Source organism: Maribacter dokdonensis DSW-8, from assembly GCF_001447995.1.
GTDB lineage: Bacteria > Bacteroidota > Bacteroidia > Flavobacteriales > Flavobacteriaceae > Maribacter > Maribacter dokdonensis.
In genome coordinates this window covers 14,035-33,273 of sequence record NZ_LDPE01000008.1, presented here as the reverse complement: position 1 = coordinate 33,273, position 19,239 = coordinate 14,035, and the positions used below count along the sequence as shown (strand labels likewise).

The following is a 19,239-nucleotide window of genomic DNA, read 5'->3' as shown; positions in this document are numbered from 1 at the left end:
AATTATCAATTACTTATAAATATAAATAGAAAATTCACAATTTACATTTAACTGAAAAATAAGAAAAGGACTACATATTATTTACCACAAAATCCCCTTGCTTCACAACAACAATTAAATATCCCAAAACTATCACCGTTAATTTGTCAATGTAGGTTCGTCGACGAATAACATCGGGTGAACTATAAAATTGAGTTATTAGACGGGTAGGTCCTAATTTTGTAACAGAATTAGATCCCAAATCTGTTCTAACAAAAAACTTAACCTTCTATTTAGCAATTGATTGCGATTCTTCGTAATCTATTTTGATGTTGGTTAAGTAAACTATAAAGAATTAAACTTAACCATTAATATGAAGTCTATTTACACTTCTAACATCATCTCCCCCAAATGCTGTTTTGAAAAAACTGTATTTCCAATATATGGAATACAACATCTCTTTACATCTTTTTCAAGGGTCAACAATCTGTCCAAATCAATGGCGGATAGTGATGCTGTTTATAAGGTAAACCATAATTCTTTTCTAGGGATGGATATTCCGTTGACCAACGGCAGCTCCAACACTCAAAACATGGCTAAAAATTTTTACGTGTTCAAGCACGGTATTCTCCTAACAAATAATAAAAATTTATAATGGAAAGATCAACTTTCATAAAACCGACATTTTTTTTATTTGTCTTGTGGTTCTTTATAGGATCAATAGATGGCTTGGCACAAACTTTTTCGGTTTCAGACGCAAGTGCAAATGAGGGGTCTAACATGACCTTTACGGTTACTTCCAGTAGCTTTATAATAGGTAACCGAACATTTGATATTACATATGGTGACGTAGCAGATACTGCACTACCTTTAGATTATTCCGGTCCAAATTCAGTAACCCTGGGTTTTTTTGGTACCACCTCAACTTTTACCGTTGCCGCTTTAAACGATGATTGGGTAGAAACAACCCAGCAAGAATTTACACTTACGCTAAGTGATCCCTCTGGCTCATACTCTTTTTCAGATGATACGGGTACCGGTACCATTATAGATACTGATGTAGCCTATGTAACCGGTGGAAACTATGATATCACGGAAGGTGGAGAAATACAGTATGTTCTTCGATTATCAAACGGCACTAATACCAGCGGTCAACAATACGTAGGTATTGAAGATGATTATACTGTTGATTTTTCTGTTGAGGCTAATGCAAGTTCAACGAGTCCTGCTAGTGATGGTAGTGATTTCAACGCATTTACCACTACGGCTACTTTTCCTGCAGGTTCTATTGCAGGTTCTGAAATAATTATACCCATACCAACCATAGACAACGCTATAGTAGAACCTTCTGAAGAGTTCAACGGTGTAAAATCTAGAAATGCAGCGGAGACTACCAAATATGGCACTAGCCCTTCAAGGGTTAGCATAAATACAGAACGCTCTGCACTTCGCATTCATGATAATGATACCGCTACCATAAATTTAAGTAATACTACAGAATTAGAATCTGTTGGTAATGCCAGAATTAGTTTTACATTAAATGGCGAAGTTCAAGATAATTTCAGAATTGACTATGCTACATCAGATAATACGGCAACACATCCTTCTGATTATGATGAAACTATCGGCTTTCTTAATTTTAATGGGTCTAATAATCAAAGTTTTAATAGAAATTTTAAAATTAACGATGATACCGTAATTGAATCCACGGAATATTTCACGGTAATATCTTCTTATTCCCCGGATGCCAACACCATGACCAACTATGTTCCCCAAAACATAGTTTTTGTAACCGGTGAAGGTGAAATTACAATTACAGATGATGACTTGGATACTGATTTTGATGGCGTAAATGACTTAGTGGATGAAGATGATGATAATGACGGTATTACGGATATTAACGAAGGTAACGGTGATGCCGATGGCGACTCCATTATTGACAGCTTAGATAATGATTCTGACAATGACGGTTGCCCCGATGCTATAGAGGCTGGACATACAGATCCTGATGGCGATGGTTATTTAGGTAACGGTCCTCTAACCGTAAGCAACGGTACAGTAGACCCTTCTACAGGGCGTGTTTTAGCACAAGGTGGCTATACAGGTACGGATAGTAAGGTTACCACAGCGTTCCAAACCGTTAGTATAACATTACAGCCAAACGATAGAGTTGCCAACCTTGGCGACACTATTACCTATACAACAGGTGTTAACGGAACCGGACTTACCTATCAATGGGAAGTTAGTACGGACAATGGTACCACTTGGAACCCTATTTCGGATAGCGGTATTTATTCAGGTTCCACGACTACCACATTGACCTTGACAAATATCACAAGCTCTGAAAGTGGAAACCAATATAGATTTAGCGCGTATGATAGTGAAAATCTATGTACTCCTTATACCTACTCTAATGCCGCAGACCTTTTTATAAGACCTGTTGTTACCATTGCAGACGCGAGTGTTGCAGAAGGTAATGATCTGGATTTCTCCGTTAGCTTATCTCATGCGGTAAATGAAGTAGTGACGTTTGACCTTACGTATACAGATATTACTACAATAGCATCGGACTATACTGCCCTGTCAGGTTTTTCAGTACCTAGTAATACATTGAATACAAATATCCTTATTCCGGCCATAGATGATAATATCATTGAAAGTGATGAAACTTTTACCTTGGGCATGACCAATGGCTCAACCAATGTAGGCGATATTACCGATACTGCGTTGGGAACCATTACTAATATAAATGCCCCTGCTGCGGGTGAAGGTGTTTCCATAGCTGATTTTTCCGTTGATGAAAATGTGGGTACCGTTAATTTTATATTGACCTACACCGGACCTACAGTACAAGATTCCTTTACCGTAGACTATGCTATTACAGATATTAGTACAACTCATGGCTCAGATTATAATGTAAACCTTACTGGTCAGGTTACTTTTCCTGCCGGTACTTCTGATGGTAACACCCAATCACTTTTAGCAGCAATTACAGATGATACCGTAATTGAAGGTGATGAAAGTCTTAGTATTCAAATATCAAATATCTCAAACAGTCTTTTGAATATTATCAAGCCAGATGCTACAGGTACAATCATAGATAATGATACTACCCCAACGACAGGACTATCTATTGCAGACGTAGATTTCAACGAGGCAGCTGCATCGGCAAACTTTGTAGTTACCTATAATGGTGGTAATGTTAAAACTGGCTTTACAGCAGATTATACCATTAGCAATGGGTCTGCTATAGAAGGAGATGACTATACCGCTACATTAACAGGTCAGGTTTCTTTTCCAAACAACACTACGGACGGTGCAACTCAACTTGTAAATGTTACTATAATTAATGACCTCATCATTGAAGGTGACGAGAATTTAAATATTGAACTATCAAATCTTTCTACCAATCTTATCAACCTAGTAGACCCAATTGCGATCGGTACCATTATAGATAATGATTCTAAAACACCTACCACAGGTTTAACGGTTGCTGACATCAATATAGATGAAAATGATGGCACTGCTAATTTTGTGGTTACTTATAATGGTAGTGAACTGCAAAATTCTTTTACTGTAGATTACGCTATAACGGATGGTTCAGCTATAGCTGGTACAGATTTTAGTGGAAACCCTACATTAACAGGTCAGTTGACATTCCCGGCAGGGACCAATGACGGTGACTCACAAAATGCGAGTATCAACATCAATGACGATACCATCATTGAACCTGATGAAACCATCAATTTTCAATTAACGAATTTATCTACTAGCCTTATTAATTTAGTAGATGCAAATGCTATTGGTACTATTACCGATAATGATTTAAAAACGGCAACCACAGGTTTAAGTGCATCTGACTTTTCGGTTAACGAATCCGCAGGAAGTACTAACTTCATCATCACTTATAACGGAAATACCGTACAAGATTCCTTTACCGTAGAATACAATATTACGGACGGTACTGCTTCAGACGGAAAAGATTATACCACAACACTTGCTTCAGGACAGTTAACTTTCCCAGCCGGTACATCTAATAATGATCAACAGTCAATTGAAGTTACCATACTGGAAGATGCATTCATAGAAGCTACGGAAGATTTGAACGTTCAACTTTCTAATCTGTCCACCACTTTAATTAACATCGTAGATCCAACAGGTACGGGCGCTATTACCGATAATGATAATACCGCTACTAAAGGAATTGATTTTCAGAATTTAACGGTTACCGTTACAGAAGGTGATACTGGTGATAATGTAAATGCGACATTCGTCGTTGAATTCATTGGTGATGTGGACACTGGCGAAACTATTGAAGTAGATTATTTTGTAACTAACGGTAGTGCGGCAAATGCCACAGATTTTACTCCTCATGCTACCATACAAACCTTAACATTTACCAGTACAACAAAAACACAAAATATAGTTGTGCCCATAATTAGCGATGACACCATTGAGAACGAAGAGGATTTCTTTGTTGATCTTGTTGCCATACGTTCAAATGTTGGTATCAACTTATTAAACAACCAAGCTAGAGGAGTTATACTTGATGACGACGGAGGTTCTGTTGCTGTAGCTGGTTTTAGTATCGTTGAACAGACCAACGGTATCAATTTTGATGTTACGTATACCGGAGACAGATTAAACGGTGGGTTTACCCTGGCATATTCTATTACCGATATTAGCACAACTTCTGGTGTTGACTATACTTTAACCACAGATCCACAAACAACTGGAACCTTAACTTTTACCGGTGTAAATAACGAAGTACGTTCAGTTCAAATCAATGTTGTTGGTGATGATTTCATTGAAAACAATGAAGATTTGAGAATTACGATTTCTAATCCATCTTCATCTAAAATCAGTATATCCAATGCGGATGCAATTGGTACGATAACCAATGATGATACGGGTACAGTGGCTGCTACAGGTTTTTCTGTAGACGAATTCAATGTAACCGCCAATTTTGAAGTTACGTATACCGGAAAACCAATAAATGGAGGTTTTACAGCATCCTATGAAATTACGGACAATACCACCACATATGGTAGTGACTATACCGCTTCGGCAACAGGTACCCTTAACTTTACCGGTACTTCAGATGAAGTACTACAAGTTCCTGTGGATATTATCCAAGATGCTATAATTGAAGGTGATGAGACCTTGAGATTGACAATAACCTCAATTTCCCCAAATTTAATTACAGCTTCTAACCCTACAGCTATTGGTACTATTAGGGATATTAATCATTTACCAAGTGCAGTAGATGATTCTTTTGTTGTATTCCAAAACCAAGCTTCCGCAAATATTACGGTGCTTGATAATGATGATTATGGGTTTGACGGACCTGCAGCCGTAAACCCTCTACAAGTGGTAAACAACCCTATTAATGGTACGGTTACACTTAGGGACAATGGCACACCTGGTGACGCTACAGATGATTATTTTGAATACCAACCTAGTCCATCTTTTAACGGAAACGATTCTTTTAGATATAAAATAGTAGATTCTAACGGATCTGAAGATGAAGCTGTTGTTAACATATTTGTAAACGACACCAACCTTAAAAAAGATTTTGAAATTCGCTATTCCGGAAGTATCAACGGAGACTTTACCATGATCGCCAACAATGTACTTTCAAGAAATGCAACAGGAAATTACAATGGAGAAGATGGTAACCATGATTTCAACAACAACGTTTTTGTAGATATAGACTCAGACCCAACAACGTTCAACTCTACCAATGCGAACTTAGCAAACCCAGAGCCTTCGTTGAGCTGTTTAAATATTAAAAAAGCTTATCTATATTGGGCTGCCGCAGATAAAGAATACGATGGTACTACTGGTGGTGGTGCTACAGAACCTTCTTGGAATTACAACCAGGTTAAATTAATGCTACCAGGCCAATCTTCATATACAACAGTTTCTGCAGATGAGGTAATTTATAGAGGTCGTGATGATCATTTTCAAAATGACCCGTATGTATGTATAAAGGATATTACCGATGACATCAATGCTCTTTCTACCCCTTTTGGAACCTATCAAGTAGGTAACGTAAAGGCTACCGAAATGGATTTACGTTCTCACGGTATTGCAAATGTGACCGGAACCTCTGGTGGATGGCAAATTGTATTCGTTTATGAAAACGTATCATTAGACCCTAAAAACATTACCCTTTATGATGGTTATGTGCACACCTTTGCATCTAATGGTGCGGGTGAAACAGAATTTAACTTTAGCGGCTTTGAAACCATACCTAACGGTAATATCAATGCCAATGTAATGTTAGGTGCGTTAGAAGGTGACCGTGATCTTTCAGGTGACCAACTATTAATATTTGATACTTCTAATAACTGGTCAAAATTATCGACTACGTTAAGAGATGAAGACAACTTCTTTAACAGTCGTATTACCATTGACGGTCTGAATTACGTGGACAGAAATGCCGCTAGTACCAATACCTTAGGTTTTGATGCTACCGTATTTCCATTAGCCAATACGGCCAATAGATATATTGATAACGATCAAACTTTTGCCCGATTTAAAATTACTACAGATCAAGAGTCTTACGGTCTATATTTAATGGGATTAAGTGTAGATGTTTACAAACCTAGTCTAGGGGCCTTAAGTTTAAATACAAATACCAGTGGTCCTTTTAATGCTAGTGATATTGTACCCTTGACTTTAAACGTTACCAATATTGGTAATGACGATATTCAAGATCTTGTTATTACCACGGTTCTTCCTGCTGAAGCAGATTTTTCCGGGGTAGGAACTTTACCTTCAGGAATTACCCATTCTTATGACCCGTCTACTAAAACATTGACCTTTACGGCTCAAAATGGTACTACCAATATGGGTGATAATTATGATATTGATTTCGATATTGAAATTATAGAAGCTTGTTACTTTTTGGAAACCGCCTGTGTTGCTAGTTTTGAATTACAGGCAACGGCTACGTATAGTGGAGTAATTAGTGGTGACCCTATTACCACTAACAGTTCATCTTCTACAGATTCTTGTGGAATAGGTACACATACCCCAACAATCATAGATGTACAACAACCCCCACAGGTAAATTGGTCAACGGCTCCTAATGCATTGGACAGAACTATTGCCTGTGATAATATTGCAGCACTTAACAATGCCAATTCTTTGGTACCTGCAACGGCTTCTTGTGATTTTACTTTGAATAAAACAGCAGGTAGTTTTGTACAATCTGGAGCTTGTCCTACTGAAGGTACGTATACCAATACTTGGACATTTACAGATGCTTGTGGTAGAGTAAGTGAAACTTTTACCCAGGTTATCACTATTGAAGATAATGAGGCGCCTACTTTTAATGAAACTTTACCACAAGATTCTTATGCTGCTCATGACAATATACCTACGGCACCGATACTTTCTGCTAATGACAATTGTGACTCTAACTCTACAGTGACATTCAACGAAACTTATGATGGCGATAATACAAGCACAAATTACACGATTATTAGAACTTGGACAACTAACGATTGTGCAGGTAATAGCACAAGCCATACACAATACATTTATGTTAGTGAAAATGGTGATCCTATAGGTCTTAGAATTAACGACGTTACCGTTAATGAAGATGCTGGTACGGCTGTTCTTGAAATTACACATACCGGTACTGTTTCTGGCGGATTCACGGTAAACTATACTACCGCAGATGATACCGCGGTTGAATCTGAAGACTATGTTTCTGCATCGAATACCGTTTCTTTTGCCGGTACCAATAACGAAACAAGATCGGTTACCATTACAATTAATGATGATACAATTATAGAAACTACCGAGCAGTTCTTTGTTCAACTTACAAATGGTACAAATACACCTACCATTAATGATAATGAGGGTATTGTAAGTATCACCGATAATGATAATGTACCTGGTAGTACAGGTGTTTCTTTTGCCAATGATAATGTTATTGTTACAGAAGGTACTAACACTTTTGCGAGATTCACAGCTACCTTCACAGGTAATATTACTCCTGGAGAAACAGTTACCGTTGATTACGCAACAGGAAACGACACCGCTATTGAACCAGGTGATTACACGTCTTCTACAGGTACAATTTCATTCAACAGTACTACAAATTCAGTTAATATAGACGTACCGATCATAGACGATAGCATAATTGAACCGTCGGAAGATTTCACTATAACATTATCCAATATTCAATCTAATATTAATGTTGGGTTCTTAGATCAACAGCCAACTAATTCTGCTATTGGTACCATTAACGACAACGATAATATACCGGGCACTACGGGTATTTCATTTGAAAACGACAATATTACCGTAGATGAAGCTGCAGGTACTGCCACCATTAATGTTTTATTAACAGGTAATGTTCAAGGCGGATTTACCTTAGACTTTACAACCAATGATAATACGGCCACCCAACCTGGTGATTATATTACTAACTCGGGGCAATTGACCTTTACCGGTACAGATGGTGAAACCCAGTCCATAACCGTTACCATTAATGATGACTCACTTATAGAGGTAACTGAAAGTTTATTTGTAGACCTTTCAAACCTTTCAACTTCATTAATTGCAATAAATGACAACCAGGGAGTTATCAATATTACCGATAATGATGGTGGCGCCGGTACGGGTATTTCATTCCAAAATGACGATATCACTGTTAATGAAGCTGATGGTACAGCTACAATAAATGTACTGTTAACAGGTAATGTTCAAGGCGGTTTTACTATAGATTATACTACTAATGATGACTCTGCCTTTCAACCAGGGGATTATACTACAAGTTCAGGTCAATTGACCTTTGCCGGTACTAACGGTGAACTACAACCAATTACAGTTGCTATTATTGACGACAATATTATTGAGACTACAGAAAGATTGTTTGTAGACTTATCTAACTTATCTACAACCTTAATTGCCATTAATGACAGTCAAGGGAATATAAATATTACCGATAATGACAACATACCTGGAACTACCGGTATTTCATTTGAAAATGACGATATTACCGTAGATGAAGATGCTGGTACAGCCACTATAAACGTTCTATTGACAGGTAATGTTCAAGGCGGCTTTACGGTAGACTATACCACCAACAATGATTCTGCCATTGAACCTGGTGATTATACCTCAACTTCTGGTCAATTAACTTTTACCGGCACCAACGGAGAAATTCACCCTGTAACGGTCAACATCATAGATGACAACATCATTGAAGCTACTGAAAGACTGTTCGTAGACCTATCTAACTTATCTACAACCTTAATTGCTATCAATGACAACCAGGGGAATATCAATATTACCGATAATGACAACATTCCTGGAACCACGGGTATCTCTTTTCAAAATGATGATATTACCGTAGATGAAGCTGTTGGTACGGTTACCGTAAATGTACTCTTAACCGGTAACGTACAAGGTGGTTTTACATTGGATTATACTACCAGTGACGACTCTGCTGTTCAACCAGATGATTATACTACAAGTTCAGGTCAATTGACCTTTCTAGGTACTGACGGTGAGCTACAGCCAATTACCGTTACAATTATTGATGATAGTGCTATTGAGACGTTAGAAAGATTATTTGTTAACCTATCTAACCTATCTACTAATTTGATTGCCATCAATGACAATCAAGCAAACATTAATATTACCGACAACGATAATATACCGGGTACTACGGGTATCGCATTTGAAAATGACAATATTACCGTTGATGAAGCTGCAGGTACGGCAACCATAAATGTGCAATTAACAGGTAATGTTCCTGGCGGATTTACGGTAGATTATACAACCAACAACGATACTGCTATACAACCAGGAGATTATTCTCCTATAAACGGTCAATTGACTTTCACCGGTACAGATGGAGAAATTCAGCCAGTTACGGTGACCATAATCGATGACAATATCATAGAGGCTACCGAGAGACTATTTGTTGACCTTTCAAATTTATCGACATCCCTTATTGTTATTAATGACAATCAAGGTAACATCAATATCACCGATAATGATAATATACCAGGAACTACGGGTATCTCTTTCCAAAATGACGATATCACAGTTGATGAAGCCGCTGGCACTGCAACGATCAATGTATTGCTTACCGGTAATGTTCAAGGTGGTTTCACCCTAGATTATACTACGAACAATGATTCTGCAGTACAACCAGGTGACTATACTACCAATGCAGGACAATTAACTTTTGTAGGTACAGATGGTGAATTCCATCCTGTAACGGTAAGCATTATAGATGATAACATCATTGAAGCTACTGAAAGGTTATTTGTAGATCTGTCAAACTTATCTACCACATTGATTGCAATCAATGACAATCAAGGTAATATTAACATTACAGATAATGACCATGTGCCCGGCACCGGAATCTCATTTGAAAATGATAATATTATAGTTGATGAAGCTGCTGGCACAGCAACTATAAATGTATTGTTAACAGGTAATGTTCAAGGCGGATTTACGGTAGATTATACCACTAATGACGACACCGCGGAAGCTCCTGGTGATTACATCTCAACTGCCGGTCAATTAACGTTTGTTGGGACAGATGGCGAAACACAGTCAATTACCGTAAGTATCATAGATGATAATTTAATTGAAGCAACTGAAAGATTGTTTATTGACTTGTCTAACCTTTCTACTACACTAATCACCATAAATGATCACCAAGGTAATATCAGTATTACAGATAATGATAACATACCTGGCACTACTGGTATCGATTTTGAAAACGACAATATTACCGTAGACGAAGCTGCTGGTACTGCAACGATCAATGTTCAATTGACAGGAAATGTACCTGGCGGATTTACTATTGACTATGCCACTGCCGATGGTTCCGCAATTGAACCTGGTGATTATACTAGTAATTCCGGTCAACTTACTTTCGTTGGTACAGATGACGAATTACAACCTATAACGGTTACTATTATTGATGATAATTTCATTGAAGCTACTGAAACGCTATTAGTCAATTTATCTAACCTTTCTACTACGTTGATCGGTATAAACGACAATCAAGGTAATATCAATATCACAGATAATGACAATATACCCGGCGTTACAGGTATCTCATTTGAAAATGATGATATTACGGTAGATGAAGCTGCCGGTACTGCTACGATCAATGTATTATTGACGGGTAATGTACAAGGTGGATTTACTTTAGACTATACTACCAACAATGATTCAGCGGTTGAACCTGGAGATTATACTGCTATTGCCGGTCAGTTGACCTTTGCCGGTACAGATGGAGAAACACAGCCAATTACTGTAAGTATCATTGATGATAATTTAATTGAAGCAACTGAAAGATTGTTTATTGACTTGTCTAACCTTTCTACTACACTAATCGCCATAAATGATCACCAAGGTAATATCAATATCACCGATAACGATAATATACCAGGTGTTACAGGTATCTCATTTGAGAATGACAATATTACGGTAGATGAAGCTGCAGGTACTGCAACGATCAATGTATTATTGACAGGTAACGTTCAAGACGGATTTACCATAGACTTTAGCACAAATAATGATTCCGCGATATCACCTGGAGATTACACTCATAACAAAGGGCAATTGACTTTTAGCGGTACAGATGGTGAAGTTCACCCTATAACCGTAAGCATTATTGACGACACACTAATTGAGTTTACGGAAAGTCTATTTGTTGACCTTTCTGATCTATCGACCACATTAATTACTATTAATGACAATCAAGGTACTATCAACATCACTGATAACGATGCCGATCCTACTTTATACGGAGTGCAATTCGATATCACGTCAATAGATGTGAACGAGGATGCAGGTACCGTATCTCTTGATGTCATACTAAATGCAGATGTTCAAGACGAGTTCACGGTAGAGTATTATACCGTTGATGGGACTACCATAGAAGGTAGCGATTATACAGGTGTTCCTCAAGATACCCAGACATTGACATTTGGTGGAACAAATTCAAATACTCAGACTATTGTTATTCCTATTATAGATGACACCTTAATCGAGTTTACGGAGAACTTCCAGGTAATCCTTGAAGATATTTCTTCGCCTATCGTAGGTATTCTTGCCAATGATACGGCTACGGTAAACATTATTGATAACGATGCCGATCCTTCCTTATACGGAGTACAATTCGATATCACTTCTATTGACGTGAACGAGGATGCAGGTACCGTATCTCTTGATGTCATACTAAATGCAGATGTTCAAGACGAGTTCACGGTAGAGTATTATACCGTTGATGGGACTACCATAGAAGGTAGCGATTATACAAGTGTTCCTCAAGATACCCAGACCTTGACATTTGGTGGAACAAATTCAAATACTCAGACTATTGTTATTCCTATTATAGATGACACCTTAATCGAGTTTACGGAGAACTTCCAGGTCATCCTTGAAGATATTTCTTCCCCTATCGTAGGTATTCTTGCCAATGATACGGCTACGGTAAACATTATTGATAACGATGCCGATCCTTCTTTATACGGAGTACAATTCGATATCACTTCAATAGATGTGAACGAAGATGCAGGTACCGTATCTCTTGATGTCATACTAAATGCAGATGTTCAAGACGAGTTCACGGTAGAGTATTATACCGTTGATGGGACTACTATAGAAGGTAGCGATTATACAGGTGTTCCTCAAGATACCCAGACATTGACATTCGGTGGAACAAATTCAAATACTCAGACTATTGTTATTCCTATTATAGATGACACCTTAATTGAGTTTACGGAGAACTTCCAGGTAATCCTTGAAGATATTTCTTCGCCTATCGTAGGTATTCTTGCCAATGATACGGCTACGGTAAACATTATTGATAACGATGCCGATCCTTCTTTATACGGAGTACAATTCGATACTACTTCGGTTGAGGTAAACGAAGGTGCAGGTACCGTAACCTTAAATGTTGTACTTAATGCTAATGTTCAAGATGAATTTACTGTTGAGTTCTATACGGTAGATGGTTCAGCAGTGGATGCCAACGATTACACAGGTGTACCTCGTAATACCCAAACATTGACATTCGGTGGCACAAACGATAATACTCAAGCTATAGTAATTCCTATTATTGACGATATTATTATTGAAGACCCAGAAACTTTCAATGTCATTCTTGAAAATATATCTAGTCCAATAGTTGGTATATTATCAGATAATATTGCTACGGTGACCATCATAGATAATGATGGTAATGAAGGCTGGCCAACCGATGAGACCATTGAAGCTTGTGATACGATCCCAGATGCATTTGTAATAACTTCTGATAGCACTTGTGCCATAACAGTTGATTATGATGAATTAGTGGAAGGTCAAGATGATGAGTGTGCAACGGAATATACCATTACCAGAACATGGACTATTACTGATTGCGTAGGTAATGTTCGTACACATACACAAGTAATTACTATTGAAGATACAGTAGCCCCAACTTTCAATGAAGCGCTACCGTTAGATATGACCGTTGAATGTAATATGGTGCCAGATGCATCTATATTGACAGCTACAGATTCTTGTGACCCTAACATTGAAGTGGTTTTTGAAGAAACTATTACCAATGATGAAAACTGTGCAGTTGGTTATACCGTAACTAGAACTTGGACCGCTACGGATTGTGCCGGTAATTCAACAGAACATACCCAAGTAATTACTATTGAGCCAACTGGTCCTATCATGAGCCAGCCTTATGAAGAAGAAATTACTATTATCTGTGGCGACGAAATTCCAGAAGCACCAGAAATGACCTTTACAGGTGGTTGCGGTAATTTTGAAGTTGTTTTCAATGAAGAAACGCAACAAGCTGATGACTCTGACGATTATATGATCATAAGATCTTGGAACGTAACGGACTCTTGTGGCAACACTGCCTTATTTGAGCAAATAATTTTCGTATTACAACCTCAATTACAGGAAATTACAATTAACATTTGTATAGAAGAAGAGCCAATTGACCTATTGAATTACCTACCTGCAGATTTTGACAGTAACGGTATATTCATGATTCTTGAAGGTGATGTTGTTCTTGAGGAAAACATTTTTGATCCTATGAACCATGAGCCAGGTGAATATAAAATTGCCTATAGCTCTACAGAGGGTACTTGTAAATACTATGTTGACTTTACAGTAATTGTAGATACTGAATGTGTACCATGTGGTAGAGGTGATATTATCATCTCTAAAGCGGTTACCGCAAATGGTGACGGAGTTAATGATTATTTTGAAATTACGGGTGTTGAGTACTGTGCCTTTAGTTTTGATGTCATCATTTTTAACCGTTGGGGTACAAAAGTTGCAGAGGTCAAAGACTACCAAAATGATTGGGGCGGTGAGTCTCCTAATGGTTCATTCGGTCAATCCGGTATGTTACCAACAGGTACGTATTACTATATTATTACCGCAACCGATATTGAAACAGGTACTATTCTAGAACCGTTCAACGGGTACATTTACCTAGGTACCAACTAATATTAAAATACATTATTTACAGCACCTCATCTTAAAAAAGACGAGGTGCCTATTTTCCTTTCCCCCATTAGAACACTAACATAAAACGCTCTTTTTAAGCCTATTATAGCACATATTTCATTTAACCGATAAAATCATCAATTAAACGAAAATACGGTATAAGAACGAATAATAAGGAGAGTCAACCGTTAATTTTTCTATACATAAGAACAGCGTTTAAATTTGTTTAAATAAGATTAACCTACTTATTCATTAACATATAGCCGTAAAAAGCTAAACCCAAACATAACCATGAAAAAAGCTAATCTCTTTTTAGCCATTTTACTATTTACCGGTGTATTTGTAAGTGCACAGCAGTTACCTCAATTTACACAGTACATGTACAACACCATTTCTGTTAACCCGGCATACGCAGGTAGTAGAGAAACGTTGAACGCTACAATATTACATAGAAACCAATGGGCAGGATTAGAAGGTAACCCACGTACCAGTACCCTATCCGTTCATTCTCCATTAAAAAATGAAAAGATCGGTATTGGCGTATCATACATCAATGACCGTTTAGGTTTTGAAAGCACCAACTATTTTTATGGTGATTTCTCATATACCGTTCCAGTAAGTCAGCAAGTAAAAATGCGTTTTGGACTAAAGGGCGGGTTCACAAGTTATAACCTAGAAAATCCTGATCCCAACGATCAATTCTTCAATGCCAACTTCAACAGTATCAATCCTAATTTTGGTGCTGGCTTTTATATTGGCTCAAACAGATGGTATGCCGGTATTTCATCTCCAAGAATTTTAAATACAGATTTGAACGAAGGCGAATTTGAAGCTATAGAACGTAATAGCTATTATGCCATTGGTGGTCTGGTTTTTGACCTGTCTGAAACAACTATTTTTAAACCTACCATAATTACAAAATTTACAAATGGTGCCCCGGCAACCTATGATTTTACCATTAACTTTTTGTTCAATGAAAAATTTTGGGTAGGTACCTCATATAGAGTGAACGATGCATCTAACTTTGGTGCAATGATGGATTACCAAGTTTCTAGAGATTTTAGAATTGGTTATGCCTATGATCTACCGACATCATCGGTAAGACCTTATACTGGCGGTACACATGAAATAATTTTGATATTTGAACTTGCCAAAAAAGTATTAGGTCCGGTAAAATCCCCCAGATATTTCTAATAATTTAAAATCGATACGATGAAAAATTATAAAAATTTGGTGCTTTTAACGCTACTATTTCTAGTAGGGCAATTTACCATTGCGCAAATAGCATCGCAAAAAAAAGCTGATTATTACTTTAGTAAATTTTCCTATTCTTTAGCAATACCTGAATATGAAAGAATGGTGGAAACAGATTTTAATGCGGAATATGCACACCAGCAATTAGCTGAATGCTACCTATTAATCCGTGATTATAAAAAATCTATTCCGCATTTTAAGGCTGTAATCAACAATGCCACCCTTCCTACAGATTATTATTTTAAATATGCCATGGCACTTTATGCCAATGGAGATTTGGATGAATCTGAAACTTGGTTGAAAAAGTACAAAAAGTATAATAAGAACGATTCTCGTGTAAAACGATTCTTAAAAGATGGTAACCTGGCATCGGTAGTCTTCAACAGTAGACAACGATATGAGGTTGAACCTGTATCATTTAATTCTACAGATAGTGATTTTGGCGCGTTTCGGTTTTTAGGAAACATCTATTTTGCCTCTTCTAGACGAGACGTGGTAACCGGTGAAACTTATGGCTGGAACGATGAGCCTTGGTTAGATCTTTTTGCTGTGCAAGAGGACAATCCTATGTCTGAACCTATACGTTTAAAAGGAGATATCAACACAAAATTTCATGAAAGTTCCGTAGCTTTTTCTACAGATTATAAGAACGATACCATCATGTATTTTACCAGAAATAATTTTTATGATAAAAAAGCTGGTTACGGTGTATCAAACGAAATCAACCTAAAAATATATAGCGCCAAATTTGTAGATGGCAAATGGGTAGAAAATAGTAATCTTAGAATGAACAGCGACTACTATTCAACCGGTCACCCATCTGTTAACCAATCTAGGACCCGAATATATTTTGCCTCTGATAGACCTGGCGGTTACGGTGGTACAGATATCTATTACGCAGAAATTCATGAACGTGGAGGTATACAAACGCCGATCAACGCCGGACCCATTGTTAATACGGAAGGAAACGAAATGTTTCCGTTCATAAACGAAGAGGGTAAATTATTCTTTAGTTCAGATGGTCATGTTGGTTTTGGCCAATTAGATGTCTTTTCTACCATATCAAATGAGGATGGTGAAGTTATTGACATTATTAATTTAGGTACTCCTATAAACAGTTCAAGCGATGATTTTGCATACTATGGGCTACCTAACGGTTTAGATGGTTATGTAAGCTCTAACAGAGAAGGTGGCGTTGGTAGTGATGATATTTACAAGTTTAAATTTACCCCTGCCTTAGATGTAGAAGGTTATGTTGTTGATGGTGTCAATAATCAAATGCTGGATAGTGTAACGGTCAAATTATTTGATCAAATTACCAACACGCTGGTGGCGCAGACTACAACAGATGAAAATGGGTACTATAGATTTCCGGTGAACAGAAAAACTACTTACATGATCGAGGCGGTGAGAAAAACCCACCCACATAAAAATGTTTTCTTTAACACCTCTTCTACCCCAAAGGCACAAAAGCTTATGAGGCAAGATATTGTTCTTGAGCCTGTATTAGACCTTAAAGTATTGGCGGGACTTAATAAAATATACTTTGATTTCAACAAAAGTGATATTAGACCCGATGCTGCTGCGGAGCTAAATAAGGTAATTAAGGTAATGAACATTACCTACCCAGATATGATCATTAAACTAGAGGCACATACAGATCCGGTTGGTAGTCATGCCTACAATGATGATCTTTCTGAAAGTAGGGCAAAATCTACCTACGAATATTTAATTGAGAACGGTGTTTCTAAAGATAGAATTGTTTCATACAAAGGGTTTGGCAAGCGAGTACCTATCAACCATTGTACAAGTAAACAAGACTGTTCTGCAGAGGAACTGGAACTAAATAGAAGAACAGAATTCCCTATTTTACAGATTAAAAAAGGCATAGTTGCCTCAAAATAAGTATATAAAATTATCACCAAATAACGACCAACCATAAAAAAAGTCCTTTACAATTTTGTAAAGGACTTTTGCTTTTTATAATAAGTAGCTACCTATTCTAAAATACCGTCTACGATACCGTATTTAATAGACTCCTCTGCATTCATCCAATAATCTCTATCAAAATCTTTTAAGACTTTATCAAAGTCTTGACCACAGTTATCCGCCAAAATCTGGGCACTTAACTCTTTGGTCTTAATAATTTCCCTTGCCTGAATTTCAATATTGGAAGCTTGCCCTCTTGCACCACCACTTGGCTGGTGAATCATTACTTGTGCGTGTGGCTGAATAAACCTTCTACCCTTTTTACCAACAGACAATAATATAGACCCCATAGAGGCTGCCAGACCGCTACAAATAGTAGAAACAGGACTCTTTAATGACTTTATAGTGTCATACATTGCAAAACCAGAAGTTACATAACCTCCAGGACTATTAATATATAATTGAATTTCTTTATTGTTCTGCATATCCAAGTATAACAACCTATCAATTACATGTTTTGCAGAATCGTCATCAACCATACCCCATAAGAAGACTTTTCTTTCCTCCAGCAATTTCTCATCTATGGCTTCCTGAATTTTTCCTTTTTTAGAACTCATATTTTAAGTTTATTTATCTCTAACAAAATTAATGAATTAAATCATAAACAGAAGAGGCAATCCTTCTCCTAATTAACGTCCAATTCTTTTCAACTTATATTACAATTACTCTTTTGGTGCCGTAATCTCTTCTACTTCCACCGTTTTTTCCACTACCTTCTTAATAGGGATAACCACTTTGCCGGTTTTTGTCTTTAATACCATTGCTATATTATCTATACCAACCACTGTACCTTGCAAATCGCCTATTTTAACCTTATCTCCTACTGCATAAATTTTTCTAGAATAAAAAGTTCTCAAAAGATCACCAACTATTTCTCTAGACCCTAAACCTAAGGCCAAAGAGATCGCCAACAAAAAAGCTCCCAGAACAATGGTAAAGTTATTGGTTATGATCTGTGTGTCTATACCTGCTTGGTTTAACGCTGTTATACTCACAAAAATTATAATGAGGTAGAACAAAACATTTCCAAGAATTTTTCCACCACCTAGACCAATAGAATCAAAAACCTTAATAATGGTCTCTTTGATCGTTTTGGCCAAGAACAATCCTATCATGAAAATGACCATAGCAGACAACAAAATAGGCAGGTAACGTAGTAAATTGGCAATTTCTGTAGAAATAATGGTCAAGCCCATAATATCTGAGGCCACAATTATAAACACCAACCAAAGCAGCACTTTTACAAAGGTTACAATGATTTTAGATAGATCTATCTTAATATCGGCATCACCAAAAAGTTTAGCGTCATTTATTTTTTCAGAAATACTGCTCAACTTAATGACCTTAAATATCTTTCTTAATACCAGGGTGGTAATTTTTATTATGATCCACCCAAATACAATTACTATAAAGGCCCCGAAAATACCTGGTAACGCTGCCGCTATATCTTTAAAAATATTACTTAAAGATTCAAATGTTAGGTCTTTCCACTTATCTACTGTTTCCATATCT

Annotated in this window: 6 protein-coding genes; 4 read left to right on the top strand and 2 right to left on the bottom strand. The window is 37.1% G+C overall.

The genetic code is table 11. The features are described from left to right. Positions 1 to 352: 352 nt before the first annotated feature. The 4 genes from I600_RS19260 to I600_RS17840 all read left to right on the top strand — a co-directional run bounded on the left by I600_RS19260 (position 353) and on the right by I600_RS17840 (position 17,643). Positions 353 to 634 carry a hypothetical protein gene (locus tag I600_RS19260; RefSeq protein ID WP_157490937.1) on the top strand — a complete coding sequence of 94 codons (282 nt, stop codon included), beginning with the start codon at positions 353 to 355 and terminating at the stop codon, positions 632 to 634. Continuing rightward, positions 634 to 14,484: a Calx-beta domain-containing protein gene (locus tag I600_RS19255; RefSeq protein WP_058105938.1), complete on the top strand. Its 13,851-nt coding sequence runs from the start codon at positions 634 to 636 to the stop codon at positions 14,482 to 14,484. Before I600_RS19260 ends, I600_RS19255 begins: the two co-directional genes overlap by 1 nt. Before the next feature lie 291 nt (positions 14,485 to 14,775). Beyond that, complete coding sequence (locus tag I600_RS17845) at positions 14,776 to 15,678, top strand: PorP/SprF family type IX secretion system membrane protein (RefSeq protein ID WP_058105937.1); 903 nt, start codon at positions 14,776 to 14,778, stop codon at positions 15,676 to 15,678. 18 nt (positions 15,679 to 15,696) lie between these two features. Continuing rightward, the gene (locus tag I600_RS17840; RefSeq protein ID WP_058105936.1) at positions 15,697 to 17,643 is read left to right on the top strand and encodes an OmpA family protein; all 1,947 of its coding nucleotides are present in this window, start codon (positions 15,697 to 15,699) and stop codon (positions 17,641 to 17,643) included. A 92-nt stretch (positions 17,644 to 17,735) separates the two neighbouring features. Here I600_RS17840 and I600_RS17835 read toward each other — a convergent pair whose 3' ends face one another. Together I600_RS17835 and I600_RS17830 are read right to left on the bottom strand one after the other, a co-directional pair. Further along, positions 17,736 to 18,284: a ClpP family protease gene (locus I600_RS17835; protein ID WP_058105935.1), complete on the bottom strand. Its 549-nt coding sequence runs from the start codon at positions 18,282 to 18,284 to the stop codon at positions 17,736 to 17,738. 105 nt (positions 18,285 to 18,389) lie between these two features. After that, entirely contained in the window at positions 18,390 to 19,235 is an 846-nt protein-coding gene (locus I600_RS17830; protein ID WP_058105934.1) for a mechanosensitive ion channel family protein, read from the bottom strand. Positions 19,236 to 19,239 lie beyond the last annotated feature (4 nt).

Excerpts from the sequence above, each read along its gene's own strand:
- I600_RS17830 (WP_058105934.1), bottom strand. The coding sequence starts at position 19,235 with ATGGAAACAGTAGATAAGTGGAAAGACCTAACATTTGAATCTTTAAGT.
- I600_RS19255 (WP_058105938.1), top strand. The coding sequence starts at position 634 with ATGGAAAGATCAACTTTCATAAAACCGACATTTTTTTTATTTGTCTTG.
- I600_RS17845 (WP_058105937.1), top strand. The coding sequence starts at position 14,776 with ATGAAAAAAGCTAATCTCTTTTTAGCCATTTTACTATTTACCGGTGTA.
- I600_RS19260 (WP_157490937.1), top strand. The coding sequence starts at position 353 with ATGAAGTCTATTTACACTTCTAACATCATCTCCCCCAAATGCTGTTTT.
- I600_RS17840 (WP_058105936.1), top strand. The coding sequence starts at position 15,697 with ATGAAAAATTATAAAAATTTGGTGCTTTTAACGCTACTATTTCTAGTA.
- I600_RS17835 (WP_058105935.1), bottom strand. The coding sequence starts at position 18,284 with ATGAGTTCTAAAAAAGGAAAAATTCAGGAAGCCATAGATGAGAAATTG.